The sequence below is a fragment of the Methylobacterium aquaticum genome, assembly GCF_001043915.1.
Lineage (GTDB): Bacteria > Pseudomonadota > Alphaproteobacteria > Rhizobiales > Beijerinckiaceae > Methylobacterium > Methylobacterium aquaticum.
The window spans coordinates 88,377-111,628 of the sequence record NZ_LABX01000032.1; the positions used below are offsets into that span (position 1 = coordinate 88,377).

The window sequence follows — 23,252 nt, forward strand, 5'->3', positions numbered from 1 at the left end:
TCAACCCTTGGCCCGGCCGCGGATCATCGACAGCATGGTCCGGCCGGCCGCGCTCGAGCCTGCCCGGGTGCCGGAGGTGAGGGCGCCGGCGGTCCTGGCTGCGTTGCCGCCCGGGATCTGGTTCGGTGAGCTCGGCATGACGATGCCGGCCGCGGCCGTCGCGGTGCTGCTTCCAGTGCGCCGCTCGATCTGCGCCCCGATCCAGGACAGCACGGTCTCTGGCAGGGCGCTGATCTGGCCGGCCGACAGCATGACGATCGAGAACAGGATCACGGCATAGACGAACAGCCCGGCGGTCCCGACCATCGCGTAGGCGATGGTGCCGTCGGGCGAGAGCATCGCGAGCGCGCCACGGAAGAACACGTTGGTGATGTCGATCCCCACCCGCATCAGCAGGAGCGAGACGAGGAGCCCGACGACGATCAGTGGAGGGCGAAGCAGGATGCCGAGGAAGAACATGTAGCCCTGGCCGCTGTTGCCGACGAAGCTGTCGGAGCGGGCTGGCATGAACTTTGTCAAAAGCCAGATCGGCACTGCGATCATCGCCTCGGCGACGACGAGAAACCAGTTGAAGGTGCCCATCAAGAAATGGACGATCACCACGAACGGCACCAGGCCAATCAGCATGAAGGCGGCGGCGAACAAGATTGTCGCTAGGAAGTAGAAAAAGCTTGAGACTTTTTCAGCACCCTGTTGCACAACTTGCGCTGCCGGATGCTTGATAAACCCCAGTCCCCAGCCGGCGAAGTCCGTACCGACGCCAGCAGCGGTCGCAGTCAGGCCCATGTTCGCGATGCTCTGGCCGATCTCCTGCACCTCGAGGATTGGGTCTCTCCAAGTCGTGGTCTCCGGCCGGCTGATGACCCCGAGGACGCCCGAGTAGATCGCCGAGAGCGCTCTGGCGAACACGCTCGGCGGATCGGCCTGCGCCACCGGGTCGTCGCTGGCAATGCGCGCGACGCTGCCGGTGCCTTGCGCGGCGATGAAGCCGCTGAATGTCCCGACATAGGTGACGTTGCGCTGCGCCTCCTGGGCGAGCGGCCAGTACGCGCTGTGGCCGAGCGAGGGCATGTAGGTGGCGATGCTGGCCGGGGGCACGGCCGTCACCGAGGCGCTCGGGCCGGCGGAGGCGGCGAGGAGCTTGGCCTGCACGAGGCTCATCGAGCGCTGCCACATCGCGGCCGAGAGCCAGCCGTTCTCGGTCGAGTTCGACAGGTAGTTGCGCAGCGCCTGGTCGAGCTGGGCGTTGTTTTTTTGGGTCAGGCTCTGGCTGACGCTGGTGTAGGCCGCGTCGACCGCCTCCTTGATGCGGATCTGGATCGCCTCCTCGTCGCGGCTGCCGGACATGATGGTGGTGGCGATCCCGCTCGCGGCGCCGTCGAGGCTGCCGATCGCTGCCTGAAACGCGCGCTGGCTCTGCTGCTCGGCCAGCGCGATCAGGAGCGATGTCGTCGAGGCGTCCGTCGCGTCGGCGAGGTTCACGTTGATCTTCTGGTGCTCGTACACGACCGAGCCGCACAGGTTGTTCGATTTGCGGAAATACCCGTTCGAGTCGGCGAAGTAGTAGGTCGTCGTCTGTGGGCTCCACGAACCGAAGTTGCCGGTGTCGGTCGCGGTGCGCGAGACGATCCAGGCGGCATTGTCGCGGCCCGACACGTTGTTGGCGTATTGCTGCAAGGACTGGGCGCAGACGTGTCCGTAGAGGCGGGCTTCGAGCACCTTGGCGAGCTTGCCGCGGAGGGCGAAGTCGCCGAGCGCCTGGGTCGGCTGGGCCAGCGTGCCGTACATGCCGGTGAGCTGGGTGCCGGCGACGCGGGTCCAGAGGGTATCGCCGAACCCCGATCCCCAGACGGCGATCTGCACCACCAGGATCTGCACCAGCGACAGCCCGCTCTTGATCGGCAGGCTGAGGATCGCGCCAGTCACCACCCGCAGCAGGGTGTACTTGGCGCTCGAACCCCGCCCGAAGGCTTGGCCGTCGTTCGCAGTGTCGGCGACCAGCGAGTAGAGCAGGTAGCAGGCGAGGATCGTCGAGACGATCAGGCAGCCGACGTTGAAATACCCCAAGGCGACCGTGAGCGGGCGGTCGTCTGAGCAGGTCGCGGCGGTCCACACACCGTCGACCACGCAGCCGAGCAGCTTGCGCAGGTTGATGAGCGCCAGGTCGTTCTGGACCGGCGTGAAGATCTCCTTGCCGGTCGTCTGCGCCTGAGCCGCCGTCGTGGCAGCAAGGAGACCGAAGCTGCCTGCACCGGCGGCGATCCTGCGGAGCATGGGGATTCCCTAGAGGTTGCCGCCGGCCTGGGTGGCCAGGATGGTGCCGAACACCGCCGATGTGCGGGCCTGCTGCTCGATGAGCTGCTGGCGCAAGCTGAGCGACATCGAGCGCATGCGGGTGAGCTCGATCAGCAGCCCGTGCTCGGACTGGCCGGCGAGGCCGGCCGACCACGCCTCGAATTGCGGCCCGCCGCCGTACTGGCTGATGAGCGCGTCGAGCTGAGCGAGCGGCGAGCCGGCGGAGGTGCCGGTCTGGTGGTCGTCGGTGGACGACATCGCCCGAACCGCGCTGAGCGAGACGAGTGCGGGCGAGCGCAGGGCCTCGACGCGGCGGGCGCGCAGCATCATCACGTCGGCCTCGGCCCCCGGCATGGCGGCGGTGGGTTTCGGCATCGGCAGGCCGGCCATCGCCTCGATCACCGCTTTGCGGTCGTCGTCACTGGCGGAGGGATCGAAGAACACCGCGGCGTCGGTCTTGGTCGGGTCCTGCAAGCGGTTGCGGGCCGCCTCCTGGACCGGGGTGTTCTTGCCCGGCGCCACGTCGAGGCTGCGATAGGTTTCCCGACCGCTCTTCGCGACGTTGCCCATGGAGCGGCTCGTCGCGTTCATCAGGTCGATCGACCCGCAGGCGTTGATGCCCTGGCCGGTGTCGATCCCGTACTGCTCGCGCGCATCGACGAGGGCGCGGCGTTGCGAGACCTGGGACAGAGTCGAGGCGACGGCCTGCTGGGTGTTGCTGGCGAGGTTGACCTCGCGCTCGCCGTTGGTCGAGGTCTGGGCGGTCTGCACCTTCATGGCCGACAGCAGCAGCTCGAGGGTGAGGCTGCGCTGGGTCGCGATGTTGGTGCCCATGGTGGCCACCCGGGTGGTCAGGGTGGCGGTCGCGCTGTTGTGGCCGGCGATCCAGATCGGATCGGCGACGAAGCAGGTCTGAGCCGCCGCCGGCGCGGCGAGGCAGGCCGCGAGGGCGGCGGCGGAGACGGCGGGGAGGACCTGTTTCATCACGGTGCCTGGAAGCTCGCGGGGGTGAGGGGTCCGCGCGCAGGCGCGGGCACGCTGTTCGTGAGGCGGGCGTTGACCATGGCGAGCAGCAGCGCCGCGGCGGTGGCCTCGGTACGCATGCCGCGCTTGATCTGGTGGGCGAGCAGCGCGAGGTTGGCCGCCTCCATCCGCACAGCGTCCTGGATGATGCCGCGATCGTGCTGCCCGGCCACGCCCGCCGCCCACGCCGCGCCGCCGTCGTTGCCCTGCCAGTGGGTCGAGAGGTTGCGCGCCTGCGCGATCGGTCCGTCGGGCCTGAAGTCAGCGGCGATATCGGCGAGCACGACCGCGGTCATTGAGCGGTACGTGTCCTTCCCCGTCTTTTCCAGGCGATCCCGGTCGCTGGTGGCGGTCGCGGCGGTGTCCCGCGGCCGGTTGTCGGGTGGACCGACAACCGCGTTGATGAATTTGGACGCCCCCTGCGCGTCGCCGCTGTAGAGCGCGGCGCCGTCGGGGGCAGCACCGGACGTCATGTCGTTGACCCAGTCCTTGGGGTCGGCATAGCGGCCGGGCTGGGCACGCACGGGCGCGACGATTTGCTGGCGGGCGGCGGGAGACCCGGTCAATGCCGTGTAGAGGCCCTGCGCCTTCGTGTTCGAGCCGCACGGATCGTAGCCGACCGATCCGTAGCGGTGCGTGGCCTGCCCCACGGCCTGGCGCTGCTCCTGGGTGACGACGGTCGTGGCGAGCGCCTCGCTCGACGCCCGGAAGCCATTCGAGACCTGGTCCGAACCGGCAGCGCTCTGCGCGGTGAGGACCTTGATCGCCGAGAGGAGGCGGGCGCGCTCGGCGATCTCCTGGGTAATCAGGCCGGCCTCGGTCGTGGTGATCGCGCCGGTGATCGCGGTGGTGAGGGTCGAGGTCGCGACGTTCACCCGCGCCTCGACGCCGAAGCAGGTCTGGGCCTGAACCGGGGTGACGGCGCCGATCGCCGCGGCGGCGAGGCCCGAGAGGAGAATGCGACGGATCATGGGCTGCCTCCCTGGCGGCTGTCACCGCCCATGCCGCCGACGATGACTCCGACGAGGCTGGCACGCGCGCCGCTCATGATCGCCCCCTGGCGGCGGGCCATGACGAGATCGGCATCCTGCTCGACCGTCGCTGGGTTCGGCTTCACGGTGGGCAGGGGGGCGACGACATCGAGGTAGTCGGCCGCGGTCATCACCTCCTCGGCGCCGTAGTCGCGGTTCAGCAGCCAGGGCGCGGCGTCGGAGTCGCCGGCGCCGATGCTGCCTGGCTTGGCGCCGGTGCACCAGCCCGTCTCCTGCTCGGAGGGCGAGCAGTAGAAGGTCCGGCGCTGCGCGAGGCTGTCGCCCATGCGCTCGGCCGCGTCACCGCCATTAGACAACCAGCGCTGGTCAGCCGCACGGAAGCTCTGCCGAACCTTGTCGGCCGAGGCGAAGCTGTCGCGTTCCTCTGAAGTCACAAGAGAAACGTTGCAGGCGGCGTAGCCCGTCCCTGTGTCGTAGCCGTAATGGTGCTGGATGCGGGCAAGCCGCAGGGCATTGTCCTGGCTCACCAGGGTCGATGCGGCGGCCTCGGCCGCGGCCTTGTGACCGTTGGTGGTCTGGAGGGCGGTGGCGCTCGACTGCGCGCCGGAGACCTTCATGGCGGAGATCATCCGCTGGAGGGAGATCTCCCATTGCGGGAACAACCCTTGCGCCTGGGCGGGAGACGCCAGGGCGAGGGCGATGGCGGTGCCGGCCAGGAGGAGCTGACGCATCATGGCCGGACCTCCACGGGACGGGCATCGATGGCGTAGAGCGCGACGAGCTGGGCCAGCGCGGCGTCCATCTCCGCGTCGTACTCGAAGGTGTTGGCGGTCAGCTCGGTGGCGTTGTTGCGCGCCAGCTCGATGTAGAGGCTGCGGTTGGGCTGGTTGGCGACCTTGACAGCGTGGTCCTCCGAGCCAACGGCCTTCCCGGCCGCGCTAGTGATCGCGGCCTGACGCGACTGCGAGTCGGAGCGGGACACGGTCTCGCTGGCGGCTCCTTCATTGGGGCCGGGCGAGCAGGTCTTCGGCAGGGTGGTATCGCGCGGCCCGCCTGCCATGTCCCGGTACTTGTTCGAGATCGGGATCTGGCGAGGCAGGAACTGCTCCGGGTTGACGTAGTACCATGCACTCGGAAGTGCAGGCTTGATGGCGTCAGCAGTCAGGGGACTGCTGCTTTTTCGGGAAATCTCATTCCAGACACGTCCGTTTGTACCGGACGCCGACAGGGCACTTCCTTTGAGGAGCGTTCCAAGATGCAGATGTGGGGCGCACTGCTTCATGCCCATACATCCCATAGTTCCGACTTGCTCGCCCGCTGCAATGGTGGGCTTTTCTCGGTTCTGAAATGTTAGAACGTTCATATGGAGATAGAAAAATCGCGTATCGCCCGATACAATATCGGCAATAGTACCGCCGGAACCAAACCCTCTATATTTTATTGAACCAGAAGATCCAGAATAGACAGGCGTTCCAGCCCCCTGGCTATTAACTATGTCCAAACCTTGGTGGTAACCAGCAGATGCACCTGGCCTTCCAGTGCGATCAACACCGTAAGGAGATGAGACCCGCTGACCCGCGGGACTCATGACGTCGGAGGTAAGGCAGGTTCCAGCAGCAGCGATCTCTGTATTAAAGGCAAAAACCAATGCGCTGATAACTATGCGATGGACGACGGTCATGGTCTCACACCCCCATCCGGAGCACAAAGCTCATGCGGAGTATTATTAAACATTATCTTTGTAGGACTTTGAATAATGAGTGAGAATGAGTCATCGTCATCGTCTCCCTGGACGAGGTATTCTGGCGGAATTGATTTGTCGTAGGTGCATTTAGCGTCAACCATAAGATATTTGCCGCTTTTCTTGATTTTTGCGACTGGGCAACGTCCCTCGCCACCGCCAAGCCTTTTGACGATGCGGTTCTGTTCAATCTTGAGGAAAGGCGGCTTACAGTTAGGCCCATTTCCTTCTTGGAGACCCCACTCACCAACAGGCAAAATTAGCTTCTGGGCTTCCGCCAAGGCTGTAGAACCGATGAACAAGGCAGAATACAGCAGAAATATACGAGCAATCACTGCATGATCCCCCCATAGCCGGTGCCGTTCGTGGTCCCTGACGACGGCGGGATGACGATCGTGGAAGACGATGACGACTGGGACGTGTCCGGCTGCACCACCGTGGTCGAGTTTTGCGTCGGGTTCAGGTTCAGCGCCGAGCCGAACGCCGAGTTCTGGACGTGGCTGTAGGAACCGATGTTGGTGATGGTTGGCAGCGAGATCGGCGAGATCGAGCCGTTGAGCTGCCGGAACAGGTCGCCGTTGATCGAGCTCTGGAAGCTGTTCATCTGACGATTGATGCTGCCGATCGTGTCGCGCAACTGATCGTCGAGGATCTGGCACACCTGGCGCTTGGCCTGGTCGATCACCGACTGGACCAGGTTCGTCGCCGCGCTCGTGAGGAAGCCCGACAGGTCCGGGATCAGGTTCGAGAGGTCGAACCGCTTGAGCAGGTCGCCGGCGATGCACGAGTTCGGCCCGTTGAAGAAGCTCGACGGGTTGACCTTTGCGGCGTCGATCAGCGCGATCTGGCGCTGCACGGCCGCGTCGGCGGCTTGGCGCACTAGGCAATTATTGCCGGTCGACTGCGCGTGAGCCGGCGCTGGCACGGCCAGCGCGAGCCCGCCGGCGACAGCGGCGAGGAGGAGGGAAGCCCGCATCCGCGGGATCCGATCTAGAACGCCGGCCATTTGCCACCCTCGATAAACTTCGCCCAAACGTACTTGAGGAACCGCATCGGGGTCATCTTGCGGTGATTGCAGTATGAGAGGAACGCCGCGTACAATCCCATCGCGATGAATGTGTAGCGGCTCAGACCCGTGATGATGAGCAGCGGAAAGAACGCCGCGATGCTGCCGTGAATGCCGAAGAACTGGAGCGGCACGGCGGACCAGCGCCAGGGGAGGTGACCGTCGCTCATGCGGGCTCCTTCGGTTGGGTGATCGGGGTACCGGGCGTCAGCTGGCCGGGCGGGCTCTTGCGTCCCCGGCCCCAGATCCGGGCCTCGCCGATGTCGAGGTGGCAGAAGTTCGGGTAGATCCCGACGCCGCCGCGGCCGCAGAGCGCGCCTGCGACCGCAACCGCGTCCGGGGCGTAGCCGGAGGCCTTGAGGTCGACGGCGCGGCCGGCGAGATGCAGCGAGCCGCGCGCCGCTCCCTCCAACCCGGCGTTGTGCTTGGGCGTCCGGTAGCCCGAGGTGACGATCAGCGGCACGGCCGAGCCGTGGACCGCGCTCATCGCGCCCTGGACAGCCGCCAGGAGATCGAACAGGCGCGGATCGATCCAAACCGCCGAGCTGCCGTCACCGACGTCGCGCAGCAGCCAGGAGAGGAGGAGGAGATCGCGCCCGTTGTAGCCGTCCGGAGTCCGGATGATCGCGCTCACCTCCTCACAGGTTCCCTCCCGTCGCAGCCACAGCCGCACCGGCGCGGCGGCCATGGGGACAGGAGCGCCAAGGAGCGCGGCGGCGTAGGCGCGGTCGAGCCCTGGCAGGGTGGCCGCGAGGGTGCCGGCAAGGCCGGTGAGGAGGTCACGCCGCGAGACGGGCATCGCGGTATCCGTAACGATCGAGGACGCGGCGGGCGGTGGCGACGTCGATCACGCCCCGCTCGAGCGCGGACATGACGGTGATCCTCATCGAGCGGCCGTCCTCGCCGCGCGCGATGATGGTGCGCAGCGTCTCGACGGCCTCGGCCATGCCGGCACGCGCCACCTCGCGCCGGACCGGATCGGTGAGGACCTGCCACTCACGCAGGCAGACCCGGCCGCCGCCGACCTTCGGCACCAGGAGCTGGGAGACCAGAAGGTGGGTCGAGGACAGCACGTCGTGGAAGGCCTGGACCTGGAGGTCGGCCGGAAACTTGAGGGTCAAGCGTCGCAGGATGTGGGCGACGTCGTTGGCGTGGGTGGTGGTGTAGATCGGGTGGCCGGTCTGCGCCGCCTCGACGCTCGCCAGCACCGTGTCCATGTCGCGCAGCTCGCCCACCATGATGAGGGCGGGCTTGCGCCGCAGGCTGTTGCGCACGCCGGCGGCGAAGGACGGCAGGTGCACGCCGATCTCGTGCTGCATGATGGTGCAGGTCGACGACGGCACGTTCTCGAACACGAACTCGATCGGCGCCTCATAGGTCAGCACGTTGCCGTGGATCGGCGTCGGCTGCTCCAGGATGCGGCGCATCAGGGCGGCGATCGTCGTCGTTTTGCCCGAGCCGGTCTCGCCGGCGATGATGACGGCACCCTGCGCCGGGGTCGACTCGGCGACGATCTCGTGCTCGACGCCGAGCCCCTCGACCGTGGGCGGGTCGGCCGGGATGTAGCGGTTGACGATCTGCACGCCGACGTCGCCCTCGTAGTAGCCGGCGGTGACGTTGATGCGGAACCGGTGCCCGACCGGCTCGGCGTTGCGGTCGCCGGCGTTCTGCTCCAGCACCGTGATCGCGCGGTCGAAGTCCTGGCCCGAGTAGAGCTTCGACATGATCGACTCGGTGGTGGTCAGCTCGGTGGCGATGCGCGCGAGCGTGGTCGGCTGGAGCCAGACCTTGGTCAGGGCACAGAGATGCCCGTGGACGGAGGCGAGAACCGGCCGGCCGGATTGGAAGATCACGTCCGAGGCGCCGATCGCCACGGCGTGGATGAGGAGCCGCGTGACCTCGGCGCGGCCATGCACGATGATCGGCTCCTCGGGGTAGCTGGTGGCTCCCTTCCACTGCATCGGCCTACTCCGCGGCCATAGCGGCCGGGCCTGCGGCGCTGACGAATTTCGGGGTGACGACGATCTTGAGGAGGCGCTGGTCGACCGCGGCCGAGCGGCCGTTCCGGCTGATCTTGAGGCCGGTGGCGCGCACCTTGACGATCGGCAGGCTGACCGCGCCGGCCGCGGCGAGCTCGCCGTAGCGGCGCATGCCGAGGAAGTCCCGGTCGAGGCGGGCGAGCCCGTCATCGAACGCGGCGCGGGCCTGGGCGATCCCGACCTCGAGCCCGCCCTTGTAGCCGATCTCCCAGTTCGCCTTCTCGGCGTCGCCTTTAGGGAGGGTCCAGGTGGTGCGGCCCTCGGGCGGCGGGGTGACGGTGAGGTAGTCGCGCCAGTTCGGCGGGATCACCGTCATCCGAGCGTCGCGCACGATCTCGAAGGATCCAAGCGTCGTGACCAGCAGGGTCCGCGTCGGGGTCTGGCGCACGTCGCGCAGCTCGGACACCACCGGGGGCACGATGTCGGGCCCGATCATCACCGCGGGGAAGGGGTAGCGCGCCTCGAGGCGGGCGGCGATCGCCGGCGTGTCGAGGTAGGCGGCGATGCGTCTCGACTCCTCCAGGTACCCGTCCTGGATGCCGGCCGAGCGGCCGGTGCGCTGGACCACCTTGGTCGGGCGGTTGGCGTCGCCGAAGACCCCGGCCGAGTAGCGCTGGAAGTCGGGGTTTGATGGGTGCGGCGGGGCAGGGGCAGCAGAGTTGTCGCCGACATTCGGCGGGAACGGCTGGCTGTCACCTCCGGGCAGTCCCCGCGGGCCATTGGCGATCTGGTTGAGGACATTGGCCTGCGCCACGCCGCCGGGGCCGTAGTAGCCGGGCGGAGGATAGCCGCCGTAGCCCCCGCCATAGCCCGGCGCGCCGTAGCCCGCGCCATAGCCGGCCCCGTATCCGGGCGCACCGTAGCCCGCGCCGTAGCCTGGAGCCGCGTAGCCGCCCCCGTAGCCGCCGTAGGCGGGCTGACCGTGGCCGCCATAGCCGCCGTAAGTGGGTTGGGTATAGCCGCCATAGGGCACGCCGTAGGCGCCCGCGGTCGCGACGGGCGCACAGGCCGCCGGGTTCTGGGCGCAGTAGGTGTTCGCGACCTGGGCTGTAGCTGGGAAGGTCGCGATGCCGAGCGAGGCGGAGAGCATCCAGCGCGCAAGACGCATGGTCAGACCCCGTGCTCGCGCAGCTTGGCGTCGACATGGCCCGAAGTGCTGCTGCCGGTGCTGACGCAGGCAGGCAACAGAACGGACATGCCGAGAAGCACAACCACTAATCGGACAAGATATTGAATGCGAGAACGGTCCATGTTGAAGCCCCGATATTTTTTATTGATATTTGTCTTGCCGTTACGACTCCGATTGCTCCACAAGCTCCATCCAAGGAACACCCTTGATGGACTGGATCGATGGGGATCAGATCGTTTCTCTCGGCGCGGCTCGCGCGTCGGGTCGGGCCGGAGCACCGCACCTTCGCGGCGATGACCGGGACCGTTCTCGGCGGCACCCACGCTGCATGCCCGGTGTGCCGGCGCGGGCACCTGATCGGAGATCCCGAGGCGCCCAACCTTCGCAAATGCGACGACCCGACCTGCGGGGCGACTTTCACGCTCGCCGAGATGGGTCGCACGTTCGCGCTGGAAGGGGCCGACGTCCGCGACCTGGCGCGCGAGGCGCGCCGGCAGGCGTTCGTCCTGTTTCTCGCCGCGGTGGGGATCGGCGTCCTGGCGGCGGCTTGGGCGATCCTCGCCCATTCCCGGCTCACGCTGCTCGGGGCCATGCTCCTGTGCACCGTGGTGCTGGCAAGCGCGCTCGTGCAGCGCTACCGCGCCTGGCAGCTCGAGCGAGGTCGGTTGTTCGAGGCCCGCGCGCCGTTCGGCGCCTTCGTGGCCGCCGAGCTGAGCGGCCTGCTCGGCCGCGATCGGCCGTGAGAAGAGGGGCGGCGGCATCGTCTCAGGCCCCGCCGATCATCGTGCAGACGTTCGACAGCGACACGTCCATCTTGATCGTGTTGCCGACGAGGCTCGCCACGTCGTTGATGAAGAAGGCGAGTGTCCCACCGACGAGATACAGGGCGGAGGAGCCGGGGCCGGCGCCGTGCTGGCCGGACGTGGCGTTGTAGAGCCGCATCCCGGCGATCAGCCAAGCCAAAGAGCCCAACACCATGAAGAAAAACGTGATCGCGCCCTTGATATCCTCGCAGGTCGAGGAGCGTGGCGTCGAGCCGTAGTTGAACATGCTGAAGGTGATGTCGCCGCCCAAGACGAACGAGTTGGCGAATTTCCACAAAAGGACCGGCGCGACGATCATCGCGCTGCCGAGCGCGAGCATGCCCATGGCGCCGTCGATGGTGACCGGGCGGTTCGTGAACTTGTGCTCGCCGGCGGCGACGCCGTAGAGGCCGTAGAGTCCGACCGTTCCGTACACGACCCCGAGGAGCGCGATCAGCAGGAACACCAGGTTGACGACGAGCGGGAACACCTCGCTCAACGAGACGAGGACGCTCCCGAGGTCCGGCACAGCCATCACTGAACCCTTTTCGAAAACTTGAACTGATATTCCAGCGCCTCAAGTCGCTCCTCAAGCGCGTTGATACGCGCTATCAGCTCCTCGTATCTTAAATTCGTTGGGTCAACGTCAGGGTTTGGCCGGCGATATGGCCGCTTCTCCTCAGCACTCCCGTTGTGATACTCGAATTTCGATCTGTTCCTCTTCTGTTGCTCGGGAGCTGCTGCGGCATCGGGCGTGGCGACCACCAGGCTTGGCATAGCGGTTGAGAGTACAGCCGCGAGGGTTGCATTTCTTAACCAGTTCCTAACGAAGTTTTTCTCGGCCATTTCTGCTTAACCCTTCCGATCTAGCCGGGACGCTTGCCTGGGCCTTACTGCAACCCCTGACGCGGGGTATTCTCGAAAACATGCGACATGTTACAGTGTACCACGACATACATCGGTCGTTGTCACACGAATGAGCGTGTCTGGCGTGTCATAGCTCCCCTCTGTCGGCATCGTTTAGCTAGGGTAGGTTCAGACCTTAATTGACACGTCGTCTCATTCTTCGCAATAAGAGCCCCAACACGAACGTCTATGACTCTGATAGGGCGGTTCTGCCATGGAGAACGCAGTAAAACACTTGGCGTGGGCCGGATCTATCGTTGCCTGTGTCTATATTGCAACGTCTAACAACTGGCAGCCCGTCTCGCTTCAGATCGTAGCACGGGAACAAAATCCCACCTTGGCAGCGCTTTCACAGAACAATTCTTCTCCTGCCAATTCTGCCATTCCTGCCAATCCGTTAGTTCCTGCGCCGCAGCCCGCCCCACAGGTTGCGTTAGCGCCTGCCATCACACCCTCAGCGGTTGCCCCGGCATACGTTCCGGCACCTGCGCCCGCGCCCGCGCCGCAGCAGGCGGGGACCGTGAGTTACGCAACGATCGAGGATCCCAAGGCTGCGAGGCCCGTAATGGAGCTTCTGTCCAAGCTCGCCTCAGTCGTTGACGCGCCGCCGGGCACGCCGGAGGGTCAGATCGCGACGATCTTCTTCGATCCGCGCTGCCCATACTGCCACGCTGCGTTCACGGCCCTGCATGGGCGGATCGCGGCGCGCTGGGTGCCGGTTGTAGTCCTCGGCGATCCCGAGGGCGGCAACCGCATGGCGGCCGGCATCCTCTCGGCCACCGACCGGGTCGCGGCGCTCAAGGCCGCGTTCGAGACCAAGGGCGGCAATCCGGCTGCCGTCAGCGCCGAGGTCGCCGCCAAGCTCGCCGAGAACAGGGAGGCGTTCGCCTCGATCTTCGCGGCCTCACCGGCCCTGCGTCCCGGCGTGCCGACGATGTTCGTGCCGCGGCCCGACGGGCGGCTCGCGATCATGGTCGGCTACGAGGCGGGCGACGACGCCAAGTTGCGCGCCGTCCTGACCGGTAGCTGACGGATGGCCCGCCGCGCTTCCATCGGGGCGTTCAGCCTGCCCTCGGCCCGCGGGTGCCTGTCGCCGTCGGCGCTCGCCGACCGGATCGATGGCTACTCGCGCGCCTCTGCGTTCCTCGCCGGCGCGGTCTTCGCCTCGCTGATGGCGATGATGTGGCTCGCCTACCTGTCGATCAAGCGGGCCGAGGTGATCCCCTACGTCGCCGACGGCGGCGTGTTCGGTTGTGAGGTGAAGATCGTGGCACCGCCGACGGCGGGAAGGCCGCAGTCATGAAATCGGCCGATCACATCTCGCGTGAGGTCGACGCCGGCCGGATGATGCTGCGCAACCAGTGGCAGTGGATCCTGCTGCTGTCGCTGTTCCTGCTGCTGTCGCTCACGGTCAACGCGCTGCTGTTCTACAACGCGTTCATCCGGTTTCCGGTCAAGCAGTTCATCTGGACTTCGGACGCGCAAGCCGTTTGCGAAGCGATCCCGCTTGCCGAGCCGAACATCAGCCAGGCCCGCCTGAAGGAGTTCGCGGTCTCGTCGGCCGTCCAGTTGAACTCCTACGACTACGCGAACTGGCGCGCGCTTATCAACAACGCGCTGAGCCAGTCGTTCACGCCGAAGGGCCGCGACCGCTACCGGGCGGCTCTGCAAGAGAGCGGCATCATCCAGAAAGTCGTGACGGGCTACCAGACCGTCTCGGCCGTGACGACCGACCCGGCCAATGTGGCGGAAGAGGGTAAGCTCGCGGGCCGCTACTACTGGCGCGTCGAGGTTCCGCTTCAGATCTTCTATCGCACGAACGTCGAGACGCGGGTCGAGCGGCGTCTTCTGACCATGACGATCGTGCGGATCGACCCCTCTCCGATCAACCCGAACGGCATCGCGATCGACTCGGTGATCTCGACGCAGCAACTGACCAATCAGGTGGGGCCATGAAGCGCGTTTTGGCCTCTGGCTTCGCCGTGGCTGCCGTCTGGGCGACCGCCGCGGTGGCGCAAGCTCCCGGGCAGCCGGCCCCGCCGAACTTCCAGCCCCCGGGCGAGACGGTACGCCGGCCGGCCGGGGTGCCGCCGGCCGCTGCCGCCGGTCCCGTCGTTGTCCCCACGCAGGCTCCGCCCCCGGTCCCGCGCGCCCTGACCCCGGCCGAGCTCGAAGAGCTGCGCAAGCGCATGATCGGCGGCACCCAGGGCATGATCCTCAAGCCCGGCGAGATCCAGGACGTCCGCCGGGCGGTCCAGGATGCGCAGGGCGCCGGCAACTTCCCCGGTCGCGACGGGCGCATGCCCCGGCCGGAGCCACGGCTCCTCACCGTCACGCAGGAGGTCAGTCGCTCGGCGCCCGAGACGCTGCATCTCGCCTACGGGGTCGTGAGCCCGATCACCTTCGTGGATGCGAAGGGCGCGCCCTGGCCGATAGCCTCGGTCGCCTACGATCCGCGCCTGTTTGCTCAGGATGGCACCGGCTGCGGCCAGGATACCACGCTGGGGGCGACGCAGGTCCCGGCCGGGGCGGGCGCGGACAGGCCAACTTCGATTAACCTCATGCCGTGCCGCTACGACACCTGGGGCAACATCCTCATCCGCCTCGAGGCCGTGCCCTACCCGATCCCGCTGATGGTCCTCTCCGGGCAGAGCGAGACGGTGGACATCCCGGTCACGGTGCGGGTCGCCGGCACCTCGCCGCTGACGCCGGTGAAGGTGGTCACGGCGAGCGCCCCTGTCCGCAAGGCCGGTCCGCCCGGCCCGCCGCGCGGCGCGGCCCCGATCGACACCACGGCGCTCCTGCACCTCTTCGGCGCCGGCACGCCGCCGACGGGCGCGCAGAAGCTCGTCGCGACCGGTGGGGCGCAGGCCTGGCTCTACCGCGAGCGGATGTACGTGCGCGTCCAGGGCGACCTCGTCAGCCCGCAGCCGGTCGCCTCGGCCGACGCGGCCTCGGGCTACCGGATCTACGAGTTCCTCCGCCCGGCCTCGCGCCTCGTCGCCGAGCGCGGCGACGGAGCCGAGACCGCCATCACCATCGAATTCTAGGAGGGGATAATGGCCACGCTGTCTCCGAAAGCGACCGCTGCACTGGGTGGTTCGCTCCTCGTCTTCGCCCTCGGCTCGGCCGCCTTCGTTCTGAAGGACACGCCCGGCACAGACCAGGGCGCTGGGCTGGCCTCCGAGATCCGCGGACAGACGCCTAGTCCGCAGAACGACATGATGCGTCCCGTCGGCAAGGTCGAGGCCGACCGGCGCGCCGGCGTCAACCGCCAGGCGGCGGACGAGAAGGACAGCGCCGGCAAGCCTTACGTGGCGCCGACGGTGATCGCCGAGAAGCGCGGCGCGACGATGGGCGATCTGCCCGACGAGAACCCGGTTCAGAGGCCGCCGGACCCGCCCCCACCCCCGCAGGTGGTCGAGCGGATCGTGTACCAGGACCGCCCGGTCATCCAGACCGTGTACCGGGACGTGCCGGTCCAGCCGACGGCGGATCCCGAGCAGGTCGCGGCGATCAACGAGCAGATCAAGGCGCTGTTGAAGCCCACGCCGGGCGGGTTCCTCGTGCGAAGCTTCGGCAAGGGCGAGCGGCCAAAGCCGCCGGAGCCGCGCCCGGCCGCTGCGGCAGCGCCGGTACCGGTCGGCCCCGGCATCCGGCACGCGACCGTGGCGCGCGCCGGCGACGTCGCCTACGCGGTGCTCGATCGCGGCTTCAACTCCGACGACCCGGCAGCCCCGATCTTCGCCACCATCGTCGACCTCGACGAGCGCCAGCAGCCCGGGCCGCTCAACGGCATCCGGCTGCTCGGCCAGATCGTCTACTCGCAGACGCAGGCCTCGATCCGGTTCTCGACCATGATCTTGCAGGACGGCCGCCAGGGGCCGATGCAGGCGCTCGCGATCACGGTCGACCAGGCCCGCACCGGCGTCGCCGAGGACGTCGACAACCACGTGCTTGAGCGCTACGGCGGCCTCGTCATCGCCGGCCTGATCCAGGGCGTCGGCCAGGTCGGCCAGCAGCTGACCCAGCTCAACACCCAGACGGTGGTCGGCAACGGCTTTGCGGTCCAGTCGGGCCGCAACATCGACTATCTGACCGCGGGCCTCGGCGCCGCGCTGCCGGTCGGCCAAGCCATGACCGCGGCGGCGGCGCGCAGCTTCAGCCGGCCGCCGACCCTGTCGAGCCCGACCAATTTTCCGATCGGCATCGTCTTCCTCCAGCCGGTCGTCGTCCCGCTCGACGCCGCTCGCGTCTCGGTCGGGGCCGGCACCGGTTACGGGCCGGATCCGGCCTTTGGTCCGAGCTACCGGCCCGAGACCCTGCCAATCTCCTACGTGAGGAAGCCGTGATGGGTGGCTCGAAGGGGGTCGCGGACATCCTGCGCGGCCTGATCGACCTCGTGCCGACGCTGGCCTGGCTCGTGGTCGTGCTCACGGCCGTCGCCGGCATTTTCCTGACCGGCTACGCAATGCTGCGGGTCTACCAGGCCAACAACTCGGGCGACGGCACGGCGGGTAACTGGATCGTTGCCGGGGTGATCGGCTGCGCCATGACGATCCCCACGATCATCATCGCGCAATTCTCCTTCTACTTCGCCGAGTGAGGGAGGACGTGACGCGATGAACGACGGATCCTGGCACCTCATCGACAACCTGACCGTCAACGCGGCGGCCTACCTCGACCATCATCCTGTGGTGAGCAAGGCGGCCATCGCGCTTACCCTCGCGGCGGGCTGCTACGCGATCGTGGCCGCGCGGGCCTGGTCGGTGTCGGTGTGCTCGGACCGGAGCTTGCGCCGGATCCTGCACCTCTGCGGCATGGCTGGCGGCGGCTGCCTGTTCCTGACCGGGCTGCTCTACGACAGCCTGACGCGCGGCCTCGACGGCGCGATCACGTCCCTGCCGCTGATCTACGCCTACTACCCGGCGTCGATCATGCTCTCCTGCGCCGCGATGGTGTTTGCCCTCGCGCAGGTCTTCTGCGCCCTGCACGTCCGCCCGGCGCCTCTCATGCGGGGCATCATTCCGGGACTGCTCGGAGCCTGGCTCTTCGCGCTCGCGGTGCCCGTCTACCAATTCTCGGTCATCCTGCGGGGTGTCCAATGAGGACGGCCGACAAGTTCTGCGACTTGGCGGGCTTCGACCCGGAGCGCGAGGAGGCGGTGGTCTACGCCCATGACGGGTCGCAGCTTACCCTGATCGAGATCGACGGCATCCGCTCGATCGTCTCGGCCGAGGATTACCTCGTCAACGTCGTCGAGCGCTTCGCCGGCGGGATCGCGCAGATCCTCAAGCGGCCGGGGCACCAGATCACGATCTCCTACGAGTCCTCCCTCAACACCGCCAAGGTCATCGATCCCTTCGTCGAGCGCCAGGGCCGGCGCTCCCGCCAGAAGGGGCTCTCGGTCGAGGCGCTGATCGAGGAGGGCCGGACCGTCCTGGAGGAGCGCGCGCGCTCCGAGACGATCCTTCTCGCCGCCTGGACCCGGCCGACGGCCGGTACGCCCGAGGAGGTGCGCCGCGAGCAGAAGGACAACCGCAAGGCCTGGCAGGAGCTGCCGCCGGCCCGCGACGCGCAGAACCCCTATTTGCGGCTCGGCGCCCTCGACGGCGTCCACGCCGCATTCGTGCGCCGGGTGGTGGAGGCGCTCGGCGAGGCCCGATTGCAGGGCCGGATCCTGGCTCCCGACGACAAGGGCCGGCGCCGCGACCTCGAGCAGATCCGGGCGGCAGTCCTCTACCACGAGACCCCCGACGGCTGGACGCCCTACGGACCCGGCACACGTCGCTACCCGGGCGCTAAGGAGCGCCACGACGACGACGTGAGCGAGTTCTTCACGCCGACCGTCGCGCGCCAGATCATGACCTCGAACGCGCAGGCCGCGAGCAACATGCGCGCGCTCGACATGGGCGGGCGCCGCTACGCGCTCGCCGTCATGCGGATGTTCCCCTCGACCATCCTGCCGTTCAACCGGCTGCTCGACTCGCTGCTGGAGAGCTCGTCGCGCTCCGCCGACATGCCGTTCCGGGTCTGCTTCCACCTCGAGGCTTTGCGGGATGCCGATGTCGGCTTCCGGCTAAGGAAGGTGTTCGCCGGCCTCCTCGCCTTCGCGAGCCCGAGCAACAAGAACCTGTTTCGGGCGCTGCGCCAGCTCGAGGAGGTGGTCCAGAAGGACGGCGAGGCGATCGTCAAGGGCCGGGTCATCGCCACGACCTGGACCGAGCCGGGCGAGGATCCGGGGCTCCTGGAGCGGCGCCGCTCGTACCTGATGAGCGGGATGATGACCTGGGGCGAGGCGGTGATGACCGATGCGCCCCACAACCCGCTGCGGGCTCTGTGCGAGACGGTGGCCGGCATGACGGTCCAGGCCGAGGTTCCGCCGGGCTCAATCGCGCCGCTCGGCGACCTCGCCGCCCTGCTGCCGTTCCACCGCACGGCGCCGATCTTCAAGCAGGGCCAGAGCATGCTGGTCACGCCCGACGGCAAGCCGGTGCCCTACGAGGCGCTGTCGCCCGAGCAGTTGTTCTGGCTGACGCTGATCTACGCTACCCCCGGCTCGGGCAAGAGCGTGCTGATGAACCGGCTCAACGTCGAGTTCGCGGCGTTCTCGGCCGGCGCGGCGCTGCCGTTCCTCGCCGTCATCGACGTCGGCGTCAGCTCCAGCGGGTTCATCGAGCTTGTGCGCAACGCGCTCCCCCCTGAGCGGCGGCACGAAGCGTACTACGTGCGGCTCCTCAACACGCCGGATTACGCGGTCAACTTCCTCGACCTCGGGCTCGGCCGGCGCATGCCGCTGGAGCGCGAGAGGAGCTTCATCGAGAACTTCCTGACGACGCTCCTCAACGTGTCAAACCCGGAAGTGGCGCTCCTGGTCCCGCGCCTGATCTCGCGGGTGTTCCAGCTCAAGAGCGACCTCCAGTTCTCGTCCTCGCCGGCGGTCTACCAGCCCGACGTCGACCCCGAGCTCGACCGGATCATCCACGACTTCGGCATCGCGGTTCCCGACAAGGCACGGTGGTGGAGCATCGTCGACGCGCTGGTCGAGCGCCGGCTCTTCAACGCGGCGCAGCGCGCGCAGCGCTACGCGATGCCGGTGCTGGAGGACTTCGCCCGGGTGCTCGCCGAGCCGATCATGGTGCAGGATTTTCCTGCCGAGCTGATCCGCCACGTCCAGCGCTCGCTCGAGTCCGCGATCGAGAAGTTCCCGATCTTCGCCCGGCCGACGAGGCTCGACCTCGGCGAGGCGCGGGTGGTGTCGATCGATCTCCAGGATGTGGCGCAGCGCCACAAGTCGCCGGAGGCCGAGCGCAACAACGCGCTGATGTTCATGATCGCGCGGCACGTCTATCTCTCGAAGATCTCCGGCTTTGCCGAGGAGATCGCGAAGATGGATTTCCCGCCCGAGGACAAAATCCGGAAGGAATACGTCCGGTACTGGGAGGCGCGCTACGCTGAGATGGCGGAGACGCCCAAGCGGCTGTGCATGGACGAGTACCACCTGACCGGCGGCGTCGAGACGATCGCCCGGCAGGTGAAGTCGGACGCGCGCGAGGGCCGCAAGTGGGGCCTGGAGCTGATCCTGGTCTCGCAGCTGCTCGCCGACTTCGACACGCTCGCCGACATGGCCTCGACGGTGCTGGTGCTCAACGCCGACTCGAACGAGATCCGCGAGCAGGCGCGCAAGACCTTCGGGTTCGATCAGGCGGTGAAGTCCGCGCTCGAGCGCCAGGTTCACGGCCCGCAGGGGCGGCGCGGCGCGAACCTGCTGGCGCGGTTCAAGCTGCGCGAGGAAGAGCGCTGGATCATTCTGAACAACTCGCTCGGGCCCCGGATGCTGTGGGCCCTGACCACCAAGGCGGAGGACCGCCTAGTGCGCGACGAGCTGTACCGCCGGATGGCGGTCAACGATGCGCTGCGCATCCTCGCTTCCCGCTTTCCCGATGGCACCGCCATCGAGACGTGGAGCCGGATGTCCGCGCTTGCGCGGTTCGGTGAGGACCGGATCGCAAAGACGATCGTCGATCAAGTGTTGGGGGAAATCATGAGCGAAGCTCAGCCCCAGATCGGCCGATCCAGAACCGCAGCATGACGATGGAGGCTTCAATGAACTTCAAGGATATGTACTACCGCGCGCTCGCGACCGCGACGGTCATGGGCTGGGGCACTGTTTCGGCCCTGGCTCAGGCGACGGGCGGAACCTCGGGCGATCCGTCTGCGCCGATCGAATTTCTCAAGAACTCGCGCTCGAAGGCGGCGAGCTCGTCGCTCAACGCGTCGTCGATCGCCACGGGCGGCAACAACGCCGGCATCGTCATCTCGATCATCTTCGCGGTGATCGGCATCGGCCTTGCCGGCATCTCGGGCGTGAAGCTCTACAAGTCGTCGCAGGACGACAACGCTCGCGAGGATAGCGGCCGGTCGATCGCCGGGATCGTCGTCGGCTCCGGCGTCACCATCCTGGGCGTCATCATCGGCGTCGTCACCACCTACATGACCGGGTCCGGCACCTGACCTGACGGTCGACCCGGCCGGTACAGCGTGACACGACGACAGCGCCGAGCGGGCCCACCGCTCGGCGCCTCTTATTGAGCGATCTCAGTAGGTCGCAATTTCAGACTGCACGTTCGGATCGACGTGCCGCAGCCACGCGTAGTCCGGGAACTGCAACCGGTGTTCCATCATGGCCGCGCTTGCGAGCGTGGTAACGGCGGCTTCGAGATCGTCCTTCGTCTCGAGCACGGCATGGACCTCGCGAAGCGCCGCGGCCCCCCGGTTTTTTTGATCGGTGATCGCCTGGAGCAGGGCGCCGTGCAGGGTCGGCAGGAGGGTCGCGGGCTGCTCGCTCAGCGGATTCACGGCATGGCGGTCCGCGGCGTCCCTGACGGCCTTCAGGACCCTCTGGCGAAGCTGGCGATCGGCGAGCGGAGCCAGCGCGTCGATCGTGAGGACGAGGGCACCGGCGAGGTGCCAGGGCACGTCGTCCAGCACCGTCTCCACGGCTCGGGCATCCAGGAGATCGCGGATACCCTTGAACTGGTTGGGGCACTTGGCCGGAGCGGTACATGGCTTCTGGTCCTGATCGGGCAGGCGCACCAGCCGGCCGGCCGGAATGAACCGGCCGACGATTGCCTCCCGTTCGAAGCCGCGACGCGGAAGGGTGATGAGGGCGTCGATGTGGTTCCGGCTCCGCTTGCGCCACGCGAGGAAGCCGATGAGCGCCGTGAGCAGGGCGGCCACCAGGCCGAAGGGAGCGCTCGACTGGTAGATCGACACGAAGGCGAACGGCTCGCCGGCCGGCGTCCCGGTGAAGTACCGGCCCCAGCCGGTGAACCGCCACAGGGTCGCGCTCTCGAGCAGCCGCAGGGCGGCGTACATTCGGCCGAGCACCGGCGAGAACGTCCACCACACGAGGCTGAGGACGGCCATCGTGGCGCAGGCGACGAAGCCGAGGGTGATGATCGTCCCGGCCGAGACCGCCTCGACTGGGTCGCGATGCAGAGCCTTCATACGGATCGTCCGAGTTGGGGCTCGTCACGGCTGAGCGCCTGGGTTTGTGCGAGCGTCTGCTGACGATCGTCGACGACGAGGGCCTGCATCAGGGGCTTGAGGACGGCCCGCACCTCGTCGAGATCCTGCCCCTTGGGAAGGAGGCTCTTGGCCTGCTCGGGGCTGCCTTGGACCAGCATCACCGAACCTTCGCGCCCGAAACGCTCGATCAGGCTCTTGTCGATCTGGCGCACCTCGGCGGCCAGGCTTGGATCAGCGACGATCTCCCGGGCTGTTCGCGTCTTCAACGCGTCGGCGAGGGCCGGGCTCGGACCCGGGATCTCGATGCGGTTGCGCGCGGCGTCCTCGGGTCGCTGGCCGGTGAGCATGAGGTAGCTCGCCGGGATCAGCACCCGGCCGACGACCTGACTTTGTGCGACTTCCTCGCGCGGCCGGTTGCGGTCCAGGCCCTCGTCGTTGCGCAGCACCCGCACGTCGACGCGGGAGTTGTTCTCCGGCATCACGCGGAAGGAGGCGAGCGGCACCGCCGCGATCTCGCGGTCCTGACGCACCAGGGCGTGGTGGTAGCTCGTGGCGACCACCTGGCCGCGGATCTGGGTGCCGGGCTCGGGCAGAACGATGCGCGGCGCTCCCATCAACCGCGTCGCCTCGAACGCCTCGGCCGACAGGCGGCCGAGGACCGGATGAGCGCGCTGCTCCTCCGAGTACCGCGCATTCCGCACCATCTCGGACAACGGCCGGATCTGGCCCTGGGTGGCGAGCACGAGCGCGTCGCGGATCTCGCTCGGGACGCGGTTGATCAGGGCCTGGTCGAGCGGCTGCTGATGGTGGCGGGCGTACTGCTCCATGAACGCCAGCAGCGTGCGCGTGTTGCCCTCCCGGAACGGGTGGGCCTGGAACAGCGTCGCCATGTTCTGTGCCAGGCGCATCGCCGGCCGGCTGTCCTTCAGGTTCCCCGGCTGCTCCTGCGCGAGGCTGGCGAGCGCGCTCCGCATCTGCTGCTCGATCGCGGCCGGCGGCGTGTAGGCGACGCTGCGGCCGTTCAGCACGATCTCGGGCTTCCACAGCTCAACCGTTCGGGTCTCGCCCGCCCATGGATACACCTCGGCGAACAGCCGCTTATGGATCGCCGCGAAATGCGTCTGGTCGAAGTTGCCGAGCACCGGCTCCTTCAGCATCTGGCGCAGGGCCTGGAACGAGACGATCTGCTCGCGCTCCGACAGGGCTTCCGGATCCCGGATGCCGGCGTTGTTTCGAAGGGTGTCGGTGCCCTCGTAGACGTAGGGATCGCCGCTCACGCCACCCCTCCCTTGGCTCGGGCGCGGCGCGCGTCGAGGGCCTGGAATACCTCGTCGTTGGTCACGAGGCCGGCTCCGGAGAGGAGGGCACCGAGCTGGACGCGCAAGGACATCCCGTTGCCCGATCCGAGCATGATGGCTGCTGCCTGCTCATCCTCGGGCGAGGTGAGCGCGGTGACGAAGGGGGCGAACTCACGCTCGTCGACGCCCGAGGCCAGAGCCTCGAGCAGGGTGAGGGCGTCCTGGCGCTGGGTCACCAGCGCCGGCAGGTCGCGGAAACTCATGGGTGCGGTTCCTCGGTTCTAGCCCGGCCGGTCCGGCGCGCAGGCAGCGACTCTCGATCCGTCCTTCAGACGGCCAAAACTCTCGGCTGTCCTCTCTCTCCTACCCTTACCCATAGTCGCCGCGGCGCCAATACGGCCCGCGTGTCGTAGGCGACACAGCGGTGAC

At 67.6% G+C, this 23,252-nt stretch carries 26 protein-coding genes; 10 read left to right on the forward strand and 16 right to left on the reverse strand.

Going from position 1 to position 23,252, the window contains the following annotated elements; translation table 11 throughout:
* The 11 genes from VP06_RS04410 to VP06_RS04455 are packed head-to-tail and all read right to left on the reverse strand — an operon-like array spanning position 1 to position 10,264.
* The gene (locus VP06_RS04410) at positions 1–2,274 is read right to left on the reverse strand and encodes a DotA/TraY family protein (protein ID WP_048462615.1); all 2,274 of its coding nucleotides are present in this window, start codon (positions 2,272–2,274) and stop codon (positions 1–3) included.
* A 9-nt stretch (positions 2,275–2,283) separates the two neighbouring features.
* Positions 2,284–3,279: a hypothetical protein gene (locus tag VP06_RS04415; protein WP_048462616.1), complete on the reverse strand. Its 996-nt coding sequence runs from the start codon at positions 3,277–3,279 to the stop codon at positions 2,284–2,286.
* Complete coding sequence (locus VP06_RS04420; protein WP_048462617.1) at positions 3,279–4,289, reverse strand: hypothetical protein; 1,011 nt, start codon at positions 4,287–4,289, stop codon at positions 3,279–3,281. Before VP06_RS04420 ends, VP06_RS04415 begins: the two co-directional genes overlap by 1 nt.
* Positions 4,286–5,044, reverse strand: coding sequence for a hypothetical protein (locus tag VP06_RS04425; RefSeq protein WP_048462618.1), 759 nt, complete (start codon positions 5,042–5,044; stop codon positions 4,286–4,288). Before VP06_RS04425 ends, VP06_RS04420 begins: the two co-directional genes overlap by 4 nt.
* Complete coding sequence (locus tag VP06_RS38525; protein WP_082167159.1) at positions 5,041–5,991, reverse strand: peptidoglycan DD-metalloendopeptidase family protein; 951 nt, start codon at positions 5,989–5,991, stop codon at positions 5,041–5,043. The genes VP06_RS04425 and VP06_RS38525 overlap by 4 nt, the downstream gene beginning before the upstream one ends.
* Positions 5,988–6,386, reverse strand: a complete 399-nt coding sequence (locus VP06_RS34435) for a hypothetical protein (RefSeq protein ID WP_245291045.1) — start codon at positions 6,384–6,386, stop codon at positions 5,988–5,990. The genes VP06_RS38525 and VP06_RS34435 overlap by 4 nt, the downstream gene beginning before the upstream one ends.
* Positions 6,383–7,027, reverse strand: coding sequence for a hypothetical protein (locus VP06_RS37870; protein ID WP_245291046.1), 645 nt, complete (start codon positions 7,025–7,027; stop codon positions 6,383–6,385). The genes VP06_RS34435 and VP06_RS37870 overlap by 4 nt, the downstream gene beginning before the upstream one ends.
* 14 nt (positions 7,028–7,041) lie before the next feature.
* A complete protein-coding gene (locus tag VP06_RS04440) occupies positions 7,042–7,287 on the reverse strand; it encodes a hypothetical protein (RefSeq protein WP_048462621.1) in 246 nt (81 codons plus the stop codon).
* Positions 7,284–7,916, reverse strand: coding sequence for a YcbK family protein (locus VP06_RS04445; protein WP_048462622.1), 633 nt, complete (start codon positions 7,914–7,916; stop codon positions 7,284–7,286). The genes VP06_RS04440 and VP06_RS04445 overlap by 4 nt, the downstream gene beginning before the upstream one ends.
* The gene (locus VP06_RS04450) at positions 7,897–9,078 is read right to left on the reverse strand and encodes a type IV pilus twitching motility protein PilT (RefSeq protein WP_048462623.1); all 1,182 of its coding nucleotides are present in this window, start codon (positions 9,076–9,078) and stop codon (positions 7,897–7,899) included. The genes VP06_RS04445 and VP06_RS04450 overlap by 20 nt, the downstream gene beginning before the upstream one ends.
* A 4-nt stretch (positions 9,079–9,082) precedes the next feature.
* The gene (locus VP06_RS04455) at positions 9,083–10,264 is read right to left on the reverse strand and encodes a type IV secretory system conjugative DNA transfer family protein (protein WP_048462624.1); all 1,182 of its coding nucleotides are present in this window, start codon (positions 10,262–10,264) and stop codon (positions 9,083–9,085) included.
* Between the two features lie 242 nt (positions 10,265–10,506).
* Between VP06_RS04455 and VP06_RS04460 the strand changes: the two genes are divergently transcribed.
* Positions 10,507–11,028: a hypothetical protein gene (locus tag VP06_RS04460; RefSeq protein WP_048462625.1), complete on the forward strand. Its 522-nt coding sequence runs from the start codon at positions 10,507–10,509 to the stop codon at positions 11,026–11,028.
* A gap of 22 nt (positions 11,029–11,050) precedes the next feature.
* On the opposite strand, the gene VP06_RS04465 is transcribed toward VP06_RS04460, so the two are convergent.
* Both VP06_RS04465 and VP06_RS35940 read right to left on the reverse strand, forming a co-directional pair.
* Positions 11,051–11,623 (reverse strand): hypothetical protein, encoded by a 573-nt coding sequence (locus tag VP06_RS04465; protein WP_048462626.1) that lies wholly within the window; start codon positions 11,621–11,623, stop codon positions 11,051–11,053.
* Complete coding sequence (locus tag VP06_RS35940) at positions 11,623–11,934, reverse strand: hypothetical protein (protein ID WP_156295447.1); 312 nt, start codon at positions 11,932–11,934, stop codon at positions 11,623–11,625. Before VP06_RS35940 ends, VP06_RS04465 begins: the two co-directional genes overlap by 1 nt.
* A 625-nt stretch (positions 11,935–12,559) precedes the next feature.
* Here VP06_RS35940 and VP06_RS37875 point away from each other — a divergent pair.
* The 9 genes from VP06_RS37875 to VP06_RS04510 are packed head-to-tail and all read left to right on the forward strand — an operon-like array spanning position 12,560 to position 20,508.
* The gene (locus VP06_RS37875; protein ID WP_245291047.1) at positions 12,560–13,024 is read left to right on the forward strand and encodes a thioredoxin domain-containing protein; all 465 of its coding nucleotides are present in this window, start codon (positions 12,560–12,562) and stop codon (positions 13,022–13,024) included.
* Positions 13,025–13,027: 3 nt separating this feature from the next.
* Positions 13,028–13,297, forward strand: a complete 270-nt coding sequence (locus tag VP06_RS04475; RefSeq protein ID WP_048462628.1) for a hypothetical protein — start codon at positions 13,028–13,030, stop codon at positions 13,295–13,297.
* Positions 13,294–13,950, forward strand: a complete 657-nt coding sequence (locus VP06_RS04480; RefSeq protein WP_048462629.1) for a DotI/IcmL family type IV secretion protein — start codon at positions 13,294–13,296, stop codon at positions 13,948–13,950. Before VP06_RS04475 ends, VP06_RS04480 begins: the two co-directional genes overlap by 4 nt.
* Positions 13,947–15,044 carry a DotH/IcmK family type IV secretion protein gene (locus VP06_RS04485; RefSeq protein WP_082167160.1) on the forward strand — a complete coding sequence of 366 codons (1,098 nt, stop codon included), beginning with the start codon at positions 13,947–13,949 and terminating at the stop codon, positions 15,042–15,044. The genes VP06_RS04480 and VP06_RS04485 overlap by 4 nt, the downstream gene beginning before the upstream one ends.
* A gap of 9 nt (positions 15,045–15,053) precedes the next feature.
* Complete coding sequence (locus VP06_RS04490) at positions 15,054–16,346, forward strand: DotG/IcmE/VirB10 family type IV secretion system protein (RefSeq protein WP_048462630.1); 1,293 nt, start codon at positions 15,054–15,056, stop codon at positions 16,344–16,346.
* Positions 16,346–16,600: a hypothetical protein gene (locus VP06_RS04495; RefSeq protein WP_048462631.1), complete on the forward strand. Its 255-nt coding sequence runs from the start codon at positions 16,346–16,348 to the stop codon at positions 16,598–16,600. Before VP06_RS04490 ends, VP06_RS04495 begins: the two co-directional genes overlap by 1 nt.
* Before the next feature lie 16 nt (positions 16,601–16,616).
* The gene (locus VP06_RS04500; protein ID WP_048462632.1) at positions 16,617–17,102 is read left to right on the forward strand and encodes a hypothetical protein; all 486 of its coding nucleotides are present in this window, start codon (positions 16,617–16,619) and stop codon (positions 17,100–17,102) included.
* The gene (locus VP06_RS04505; RefSeq protein WP_048462633.1) at positions 17,099–20,086 is read left to right on the forward strand and encodes a hypothetical protein; all 2,988 of its coding nucleotides are present in this window, start codon (positions 17,099–17,101) and stop codon (positions 20,084–20,086) included. Before VP06_RS04500 ends, VP06_RS04505 begins: the two co-directional genes overlap by 4 nt.
* Positions 20,087–20,100: 14 nt before the next feature.
* Complete coding sequence (locus VP06_RS04510) at positions 20,101–20,508, forward strand: hypothetical protein (RefSeq protein WP_245291048.1); 408 nt, start codon at positions 20,101–20,103, stop codon at positions 20,506–20,508.
* Positions 20,509–20,592: 84 nt separating this feature from the next.
* Here the strand turns inward: VP06_RS04510 and VP06_RS04515 are convergent, their stop codons facing one another.
* The 3 genes from VP06_RS04515 to VP06_RS04525 are packed head-to-tail and all read right to left on the reverse strand — an operon-like array spanning position 20,593 to position 23,086.
* Positions 20,593–21,504, reverse strand: coding sequence for a hypothetical protein (locus tag VP06_RS04515; protein WP_048462635.1), 912 nt, complete (start codon positions 21,502–21,504; stop codon positions 20,593–20,595).
* Positions 21,501–22,802: a Fic/DOC family protein gene (locus VP06_RS04520; RefSeq protein WP_048462636.1), complete on the reverse strand. Its 1,302-nt coding sequence runs from the start codon at positions 22,800–22,802 to the stop codon at positions 21,501–21,503. Before VP06_RS04520 ends, VP06_RS04515 begins: the two co-directional genes overlap by 4 nt.
* On the reverse strand, positions 22,799–23,086 hold the full coding sequence (locus tag VP06_RS04525) for a hypothetical protein (RefSeq protein ID WP_048462637.1): 288 nt from the start codon (positions 23,084–23,086) through the stop codon (positions 22,799–22,801). The genes VP06_RS04520 and VP06_RS04525 overlap by 4 nt, the downstream gene beginning before the upstream one ends.
* Positions 23,087–23,252 lie beyond the last annotated feature (166 nt).

Bases quoted from the DNA above. Each gene is read 5' to 3' on its own strand.
- VP06_RS04420 (WP_048462617.1), bottom strand. From the start codon at position 4,289: ATGATCCGTCGCATTCTCCTCTCGGGCCTCGCCGCCGCGGCGATCGGC.
- VP06_RS04500 (WP_048462632.1), top strand. From the start codon at position 16,617: ATGAACGACGGATCCTGGCACCTCATCGACAACCTGACCGTCAACGCG.
- VP06_RS04410 (WP_048462615.1), bottom strand. From the start codon at position 2,274: ATGCTCCGCAGGATCGCCGCCGGTGCAGGCAGCTTCGGTCTCCTTGCT.
- VP06_RS04495 (WP_048462631.1), top strand. From the start codon at position 16,346: ATGGGTGGCTCGAAGGGGGTCGCGGACATCCTGCGCGGCCTGATCGAC.
- VP06_RS37875 (WP_245291047.1), top strand. From the start codon at position 12,560: ATGGAGCTTCTGTCCAAGCTCGCCTCAGTCGTTGACGCGCCGCCGGGC.
- VP06_RS38525 (WP_082167159.1), bottom strand. From the start codon at position 5,991: ATGACCGTCGTCCATCGCATAGTTATCAGCGCATTGGTTTTTGCCTTT.
- VP06_RS04525 (WP_048462637.1), bottom strand. From the start codon at position 23,086: ATGAGTTTCCGCGACCTGCCGGCGCTGGTGACCCAGCGCCAGGACGCC.
- VP06_RS04460 (WP_048462625.1), top strand. From the start codon at position 10,507: ATGGGGATCAGATCGTTTCTCTCGGCGCGGCTCGCGCGTCGGGTCGGG.
- VP06_RS35940 (WP_156295447.1), bottom strand. From the start codon at position 11,934: ATGGCCGAGAAAAACTTCGTTAGGAACTGGTTAAGAAATGCAACCCTC.
- VP06_RS04485 (WP_082167160.1), top strand. From the start codon at position 13,947: ATGAAGCGCGTTTTGGCCTCTGGCTTCGCCGTGGCTGCCGTCTGGGCG.
- VP06_RS04455 (WP_048462624.1), bottom strand. From the start codon at position 10,264: ATGCGTCTTGCGCGCTGGATGCTCTCCGCCTCGCTCGGCATCGCGACC.
- VP06_RS04515 (WP_048462635.1), bottom strand. From the start codon at position 21,504: ATGAAGGCTCTGCATCGCGACCCAGTCGAGGCGGTCTCGGCCGGGACG.
- VP06_RS04450 (WP_048462623.1), bottom strand. From the start codon at position 9,078: ATGCAGTGGAAGGGAGCCACCAGCTACCCCGAGGAGCCGATCATCGTG.
- VP06_RS04415 (WP_048462616.1), bottom strand. From the start codon at position 3,279: ATGAAACAGGTCCTCCCCGCCGTCTCCGCCGCCGCCCTCGCGGCCTGC.
- VP06_RS04510 (WP_245291048.1), top strand. From the start codon at position 20,101: ATGAACTTCAAGGATATGTACTACCGCGCGCTCGCGACCGCGACGGTC.
- VP06_RS04440 (WP_048462621.1), bottom strand. From the start codon at position 7,287: ATGAGCGACGGTCACCTCCCCTGGCGCTGGTCCGCCGTGCCGCTCCAG.
- VP06_RS04425 (WP_048462618.1), bottom strand. From the start codon at position 5,044: ATGATGCGTCAGCTCCTCCTGGCCGGCACCGCCATCGCCCTCGCCCTG.
- VP06_RS04505 (WP_048462633.1), top strand. From the start codon at position 17,099: ATGAGGACGGCCGACAAGTTCTGCGACTTGGCGGGCTTCGACCCGGAG.
- VP06_RS04465 (WP_048462626.1), bottom strand. From the start codon at position 11,623: ATGGCTGTGCCGGACCTCGGGAGCGTCCTCGTCTCGTTGAGCGAGGTG.
- VP06_RS04445 (WP_048462622.1), bottom strand. From the start codon at position 7,916: ATGCCCGTCTCGCGGCGTGACCTCCTCACCGGCCTTGCCGGCACCCTC.
- VP06_RS04475 (WP_048462628.1), top strand. From the start codon at position 13,028: ATGGCCCGCCGCGCTTCCATCGGGGCGTTCAGCCTGCCCTCGGCCCGC.
- VP06_RS04490 (WP_048462630.1), top strand. From the start codon at position 15,054: ATGGCCACGCTGTCTCCGAAAGCGACCGCTGCACTGGGTGGTTCGCTC.
- VP06_RS37870 (WP_245291046.1), bottom strand. From the start codon at position 7,027: ATGCGGGCTTCCCTCCTCCTCGCCGCTGTCGCCGGCGGGCTCGCGCTG.
- VP06_RS04480 (WP_048462629.1), top strand. From the start codon at position 13,294: ATGAAATCGGCCGATCACATCTCGCGTGAGGTCGACGCCGGCCGGATG.